Genomic DNA, 6,388 nt, shown 5'->3' with positions numbered 1-6,388 from the left:
CAGCTCGCCGTTGGCGATCAGCTTGTCGAACTCCTCGTTGTCCACGAAGAAGTAGTGGACACCGTCGCGCTCACCGGGGCGCGGCTTGCGGGTCGGCCCTGGAAGGCGTCGGTGTGCGGGTGGACGGAGATCCGGCCGCGCTGGGGCTTGATGCCGACGAGGTGGGTCCAGGCCGCCGGGATGCGGACGGAACCGGCGCCGTCCGAGCCGAGCGCGGCGGGCACGAGTCCGGCCGCGACGGCCGCCGCGGAGCCGCCGGACGAGCCGCCGGGGGTGTGGCCGGTGTGCCACGGATTGCGGGTGGCGCCGAAGGCGGGGCCCTCGGTGAACGGCCACTGGCCCAGCTCGCAGGAGTTGGTCTTCCCGACGATCACGGCGCCGGCCGCCCGCAGGCGGCGTACGGCCTCGCTGTCCGCGGTCGCGGCGGGCAGTTCGCCGTCACAGCCGAAGTGGGTCGGCATCCCGAGGACGTCCGTGTCGTCCTTGACGGCGACCGGCACGCCGAGCAGCGGAAGCCGCTCCCCCGCCGCGAGCCGGCGGTCGGCGTCGGCGGCCTCGGCGAGCGCTGCCTCCGCTCGCAGGTGCCTGAAGGCGTTGAGGGTGCCCTGGCTCGCTTCGATACGGCCCAGCGCGGCGGACACCTGCTCGACCGACGTGGCGCGGCCCTCGGTCAGCTCCCGTGCGCTGTCGGCCAGTCCCGCCGGACCGGCCGGTCCGGTGGTTTCCACGGCTTCCGTAGAGGACATGGGCCGCCGCCTCCCTCGTATCGGCACAGGCGCGCAACGCGTCTGTGTGCCCGAAGCATCCATGTGCTTGAAGCATCTGTCTGCCCGAACGAACTTACCGGAGGGTAACGAGTTGTGAGCGGCCCGCTCAACCGTTCGGTGGAATGCGGCCGGGCATCGCTCCGGGCAGTGTCAGTGCCGCTTGCTACGTTCCCCGGTGGAAACAGGCGGCGAACGCACTGCTGGAGGGGTACGTGGAAGCGGAGTTCGAGGGCGAATTCGAGACGCACCTGACGGTGCGGTTCGATCCCCGCGCCGACGGGGCGGAGGAGGGCGCCCGGCTCGCGCGCTGGGCGGAGCGGCACGGCCTGAAGCTCACCCGCATCGTCCTGGACCGAGGTGCCGTGCCGGACCAGCCCATGCTGACCGAGCAGGGCCGCGGCTCGCTCTCCCGGCAGCGGGCCGCCGCGGAGCTCCGGGCGGACGCACTGCGAGCGTCGGGCTTCCCCGTCATACGCGTGAAGATCGAGGCCGCCCCGTGGAACGAGGACATACCCAGGACGTCCGACGAGGCCGCCGCGCTGTCCCCCGACTGCCACTTCGAGCACCACGTCAAGCTGCTGCTCCTTGGCGAACAGGACCTCGCCGCCGCGCGGGCCGCTGCCGAGGGGCACAGCGCGCACCTGTCGCGCAACGCCCGCCGCACCGACGGGCGGGGGCGCCACGAGCGGTTCGTCACCCAGCGCTGCCGTGCGATCGGCCGGTCCGGGGCGCGGGCCCGGCTCGACGCGCTGCTGCGCGCGCTGGACGATGCCGGGCTCGAAGTGCTGGAGACCGAGGAGGAGTTCGTGGTGCACGACGACCATCCGGCGGTGGACGCGGGCTGGATCGACGAGCGGGCAGGGGCGGCGCTGTGAGCACGGACGACCGCCCCGTTCCCGGGGAGCCCGCGTTCGGCGACCCGGCGCTCGCTCCGCGCTGGCGGGCCGCCCGGCGCGCTGTCCAGGACCATCTGCTGTCCGTGATCGCCGGGTCGCCGTGGGGCGACCAACTGGTCCTGCGCGGCAGCCTCCCGCTCCGGGCGTGGGTGGGCGCGGCGGCACGGGAGCCGGGAGATCTGGACTGGATCGTGTACGGCCCGTCGACGAACGAATTCGTCGACCGCAACGACCCCTACCCGTACGTCGACGGGATCGAGACGGTCCAGCACTGGCCGGAGGCCGCGCACGGCGCCGCCGCTCCCGAGCTGTGGACGGACGAGGAGAGCCACGAGACCGCCGGTGCCCGGCCCGTGCTCGCGCCCGAGGGGCTGCGCTGGGTCGAGATCGAGGACCCCGACGACATCGATCCGCCCTCCGACCCCACCGAGGAGGTCGTTGCCGCCCTGATGGCCGGGCCGCGTCCGCCCGAGGGGATACGCATCGATCCGGGCCGTGTGACATCGGACGGCGTGTGGATGTACCGGGAGTACGAGACGCCCGGCGTGCGGGTCGTCGTGCCCTGGCAGGCCGACGGGCTGCCGCCGGGTGAACTGCGGATGGACTTCGCCCAGGACGAGCGGCTGCCCCGGGCGCCGGTATGGACGGCCTGCCCCCGCGGCGACGGCGGACCGCCGACGCCGGTCCGCACCGCGGATCCGGGGCTCTCGCTCGCCTGGAAGCTGCTGTGGCTCGCCGAGGACCAGGAGGCGGAGGGCCGGTCGGGGGCCAAGGACCTGTACGACGCGGTGCTGCTCGCGGAGTACGACCGGACACGGCTCCCGCCCCGTCTGCTGCACACCGTGCTCGGCCCGCACGCGGAGGGCTTCACGCCCCGGACCGTGCTGGAATGGCTGGTGGACTGGTCCGCGTTCCACGCCGCGCACCCGTGGGTGGACGGCGGTCCGGACCGGTTGCGCGAAAGGCTGGCTTCCGCACTGGCACGGCTGCTGGAGCGGAGCACACCGTAGCCGTGGCAGCCATGGCGAACGACCGGACCGGCCGCCGGGACACACGTCGGCCGATCCGGCGGCAGGACGCCCAGGCGCCCTACGGCTGAACGCTCATCTCGCCGCTCCCGGTGCCGAGGGTGGAGCAGTGCGCGGTGGGCCAAGAGGCAGAACATCACACTGTGTCTGTGCTGTGGTGGTGCTTCTCCGCCGCGCGACCGGTCCGGCCCCGGCGTACGCTCGGAAGACCGATGGCATGTGAGCGGCCAGAATCGGATGGCACCTGAACAGACCCGGCGGGTTTCGGGCCCGGCGGGTGCTACGAGGGAGGCGACGTGACCGGTCGACACAGCGGCACCCGCCGGGCCGCCTGGGCGGCGGTCGTCGTGCTGGGACTCACCGGCGGCAGCGTCCTGGGCGGCGGCTCGGCCGGGGCGGACGACGGCAACGGCATCGAGAAGCTCTCGGCACAGCAGATCGCGGACCGTTCACGTGACGCCCTCCTGAGCGCCCGTTCCCTGCATCTCAGTGTGCACGGCGACCTCGGCGACGACCGGCCGTCGATGACTCTGGAACTCACCCTGGACCGGGACGGGAACTGCAACGGATCGGTGGATCTCGGCCACAGCCAGGGCTCGGTCCGGATCGTGAAGCGTGGCAACGAGGTCTGGGTCAAGCCGGACGCGAACTTCTGGAAGAACCAGGTTCCGGGCGGTGGTTCGGCCTTCGCCGCGATCCTCGGCGGGCGTTACATGAAGGGTTCGGCCTCCGACCCGCGGCTGCTCGGCGTGACGAAGGGCTGCGATCTGGACACCTTCCAGAAGCTCGTCAGCGACAACGCGAACAACGACCTGGGGACGCTGAACAAGGGCAGGAAGACCACCCTCGACGGGGCTCCGGTGGTGCCGCTGACCAGGATGCGCGACGGTCAGACGCTGATGATGTACGTCGCGGCCACGGGCAAGCCGTACCCCCTGCGGATCACGGCTCAGGGCGGCGGGGCGGACGCGGTCGTGGGCTTCTCGGCCTTCGACAAGCCGGTGCCCACGACCACGCCGCCGCCGGACCAGACGTACGACATCAGTGCTCTGCTGGGCCGTACGTCCGCGCCGGTGTGACGACGGACCGGCCGCTGAGCACCACGTACAGCAGCAGCGACGAGGCCAGCCCGACCGCCCAGCCGTAGTCCGCGAGCGGTTCGAGGAACGGGATCAGACCGTCGGCCGGGAACGGGCCCTCGCCGGGGGCGGAGTGGGAGCCCCCGATCGCGAGGACCCCGCCGACGGCGAACGCGACGACGGCCCGCCCGTTCCAGCCGTTCGTGTACCAGTAGCGGCCGCCGGGGCGGTAGAGGTCGGCCAGGTCGAGCACGGTGCGGCGGACGATCCAGTAGTCGGCGATCAGGATGCCCGCGACCGTGCCGAGCAGTCCGCCGACCAGCCCGAGCCAGGTGAAGATGTACAGCTCGGGGGTCTCGGTGAGCTTCCACGGCATGATCAGGACACCGACGACGCCCGTGATCAGGGCGCCCGTACGGAAGCTGATGAACCGGGGCGCGAGGTTCGCCAGGTCGTACGCGGGTGACACCACGTTCGCCGCAATGTTCACGGAGATGGTCGCGACCAGCACCGTCACCAGGGCGAAGAGCAGCCCGAAGACACTGTCGGTCCTCGCCACGAGCTGGACCGGGTCCCAGATCGCCTCCCCGTACACGGCCTGCGAGCCGGAGGTGACCAGGACCGAGAGCAGGGCGAAGAGCGTCATCGTGGTGGGCAGGCCGAGCGCCTGGCCCCGGATCTGAGCACGTTGGCCGGCCCCGAAGCGGGTGAAGTCGGGGATGTTCAGCGAGAGCGTGGCCCAGAACGCGATCATGCCCATCAGCGAGGGGAAGAAGACCGGCCAGAACTCCTTGCCCCAGCCGAGCTTCGAGGGCTGATCGAGCAGCGGACCGAAGCCGCCCGCCTTGACGGCGATCCAGACCAGCAGCACGAGGGCACCGACGATGACGAATGGCGCCGCCCAGTTCTCGAACCGTCGCAGCGCGTCCATCCCCCGGTGGATGATGGCGAGTTCGAGCGCCCAGAAGAGGATGAAGCAGAGCCAGAGCGTCCACGGCTGCCCCCCGATCTCGGACGCCTTCGCCCAGCCGCCGAAGATCTTCCCCAGCAGGGTGAAGATCCCGACGCCGCCGATCCAGGTCTGGATGCCGAACCAGGCGCAGGCCACCGCGGCCCGGATCAGCGCGGGCAGATTGGCGCCGCGCAGCCCGAAGGAGGCGCGGGCCAGCACCGGGAAGGGAATGCCGTACTTGGGTCCGGCGTGCCCGGTGAGCAGCATGGGCCCGAGCACGATCAGATTGGCCAGCGCGATCGTGAACACGGCCTGCTTCCAGTCCATGCCGAGGGCCACCAGGCCGGAGGCGAGCAGCCAGGACGGAATGTTGTGGGCCATGCCCACCCAGAGCGCGGCGAAGTTGTACGTCGTCCAACGGCGCCGTTCCAATGGGACGGGCAACAGGTCCTCGTTGACGAACCGGTTGTCGGTGGGAACGGCGCCGGGGGCGAGTTCGATACGCTCCGAGGGGTCGGGTATCGGGTCCTGCGGTGGGATCGGTGGGACGGTCGAGGTCATTGCGGCTGGACCCTTCGCTCGGGAACGGTGCCGTGCGGGGCGGGTGCGGCGGTGCGGGGACGGGAGTGCGGACAACCCTGCGGGGAGGGACAGGGTCAGTCGGACAGGGCGGGGATGATCTGCGCTCCGTAGGCGTCGATCGTCGCCTCCCGCGCGTCGTGCATGTCGTACACGGCGAACTGGTCGACGCCCAGGTCGCGCAGGGCCCGCAGCTTCTCGATGTGAGCCTCGGCGGGGCCCAGCAGACAGAACCGGTCGACGATCTCGTCCGGCACGAAGTTCGTGTCGGGGTTCCCGGCCCGGCCGTGGTGGCTGTAGTCGTAGCCCTGCCGGTCCTTGATGTAGGAGGTCAGGGCCTCGGGGACGAGCCCGGAGTGCGCGCCGTACCGGGAGACGAGGTCCGCGACGTGGTTGCCGACCATGCCGCCGAACCACCGGCACTGCTCGCGGGCGTGGTCGAGGTCGTCGCCCACGTAGGCGGGGGCGGCGACGCAGATCGTCACGGAGTCCGGGTCGCGGCCCGCCTCCGTCGCCGCGTCCCGTACCGCCTTGATCATCCACTCGGTGAGGAACGGGTCGGCGAGCTGGAGGATGAAGCCGTCGGCCTTCTGTCCGGCGAGGGCGAGCGCCTTCGGGCCGTACGCGCCCATCCAGACGGGCAGTCTGCCGTTCTTCACCCAGGGGATCTGGACCGGCTGTCCGTCGACGGTCGCCTCGCGTCCCTCGGCGAGGTCACGGATGACGTCGATGGCCTCGCCGAGCCGGGCCAGGGTGTTGGGTTTGCGTCCGGCGACGCGCATCGCCGAGTCGCCCCGTCCGATGCCGCAGACGGTGCGGTTGCCGTACATGTCGTTGAGAGTGGCGAAGGTGGAGGCGGTCACTTCCCAGGTGCGAGTGCCCGGGTTGGTGACCATGGGGCCGACGACGAGGTGTTCGGTGTGTTCCAGGATCTGGCTGTAGATGACGAACGGTTCCTGCCAGAGCACTGTCGAGTCGAAGGTCCAGCCGTAGCGGAAGCCGTTGCGTTCGGCGCGGCGCATCAGGCCGACAACGGCCGAAGCGGGCGGGTCGGTCTGGAGGACGAGTCCGAAGTCCATGACGGGTG

General features: G+C 71.3%; 5 protein-coding genes and 2 pseudogenes. 3 read left to right on the top strand and 4 right to left on the bottom strand.

The window, feature by feature from the left end:
- A pseudogene (locus ACWCQ6_RS28515) lies at nt 1-171 on the bottom strand (guanylate kinase); the annotation flags it as partial.
- Nucleotides 111-746 (bottom strand): annotated as a pseudogene (locus ACWCQ6_RS28510) (amidase family protein); the annotation flags it as partial. The pseudogenes ACWCQ6_RS28515 and ACWCQ6_RS28510, both read right to left, overlap by 61 nt.
- Nucleotides 747-979: 233 nt before the next feature.
- Here ACWCQ6_RS28510 and ACWCQ6_RS28505 point away from each other — a divergent pair.
- The 3 genes from ACWCQ6_RS28505 to ACWCQ6_RS28495 all read left to right on the top strand — a co-directional run bounded on the left by ACWCQ6_RS28505 (nt 980) and on the right by ACWCQ6_RS28495 (nt 3,770).
- A complete protein-coding gene (locus ACWCQ6_RS28505; RefSeq protein ID WP_451093963.1) occupies nt 980-1,642 on the top strand; it encodes a hypothetical protein in 663 nt (220 codons plus the stop codon).
- On the top strand, nt 1,639-2,673 hold the full coding sequence (locus tag ACWCQ6_RS28500) for a nucleotidyl transferase AbiEii/AbiGii toxin family protein (protein ID WP_451093961.1): 1,035 nt from the start codon (nt 1,639-1,641) through the stop codon (nt 2,671-2,673). Before ACWCQ6_RS28505 ends, ACWCQ6_RS28500 begins: the two co-directional genes overlap by 4 nt.
- A gap of 314 nt (nt 2,674-2,987) precedes the next feature.
- Nucleotides 2,988-3,770 (top strand): hypothetical protein, encoded by a 783-nt coding sequence (locus tag ACWCQ6_RS28495; RefSeq protein WP_451093959.1) that lies wholly within the window; start codon nt 2,988-2,990, stop codon nt 3,768-3,770.
- On the opposite strand, the gene ACWCQ6_RS28490 is transcribed toward ACWCQ6_RS28495, so the two are convergent.
- Nucleotides 3,733-5,283: an NCS1 family nucleobase:cation symporter-1 gene (locus ACWCQ6_RS28490; protein ID WP_451093957.1), complete on the bottom strand. Its 1,551-nt coding sequence runs from the start codon at nt 5,281-5,283 to the stop codon at nt 3,733-3,735. The two genes, ACWCQ6_RS28495 and ACWCQ6_RS28490, sit on opposite strands and share 38 nt — an antisense overlap.
- A 95-nt stretch (nt 5,284-5,378) precedes the next feature.
- Nucleotides 5,379-6,380, bottom strand: a complete 1,002-nt coding sequence (locus tag ACWCQ6_RS28485; protein WP_451093955.1) for a TIGR03842 family LLM class F420-dependent oxidoreductase — start codon at nt 6,378-6,380, stop codon at nt 5,379-5,381.
- Nucleotides 6,381-6,388 lie beyond the last annotated feature (8 nt).

The sequence above is a fragment of the Streptomyces sp. NPDC001880 genome (assembly GCF_053594575.1).
The sequence above is the reverse complement of the archived record's forward strand: the minus strand, read 5'-3'. Positions and strand labels throughout refer to the sequence as shown.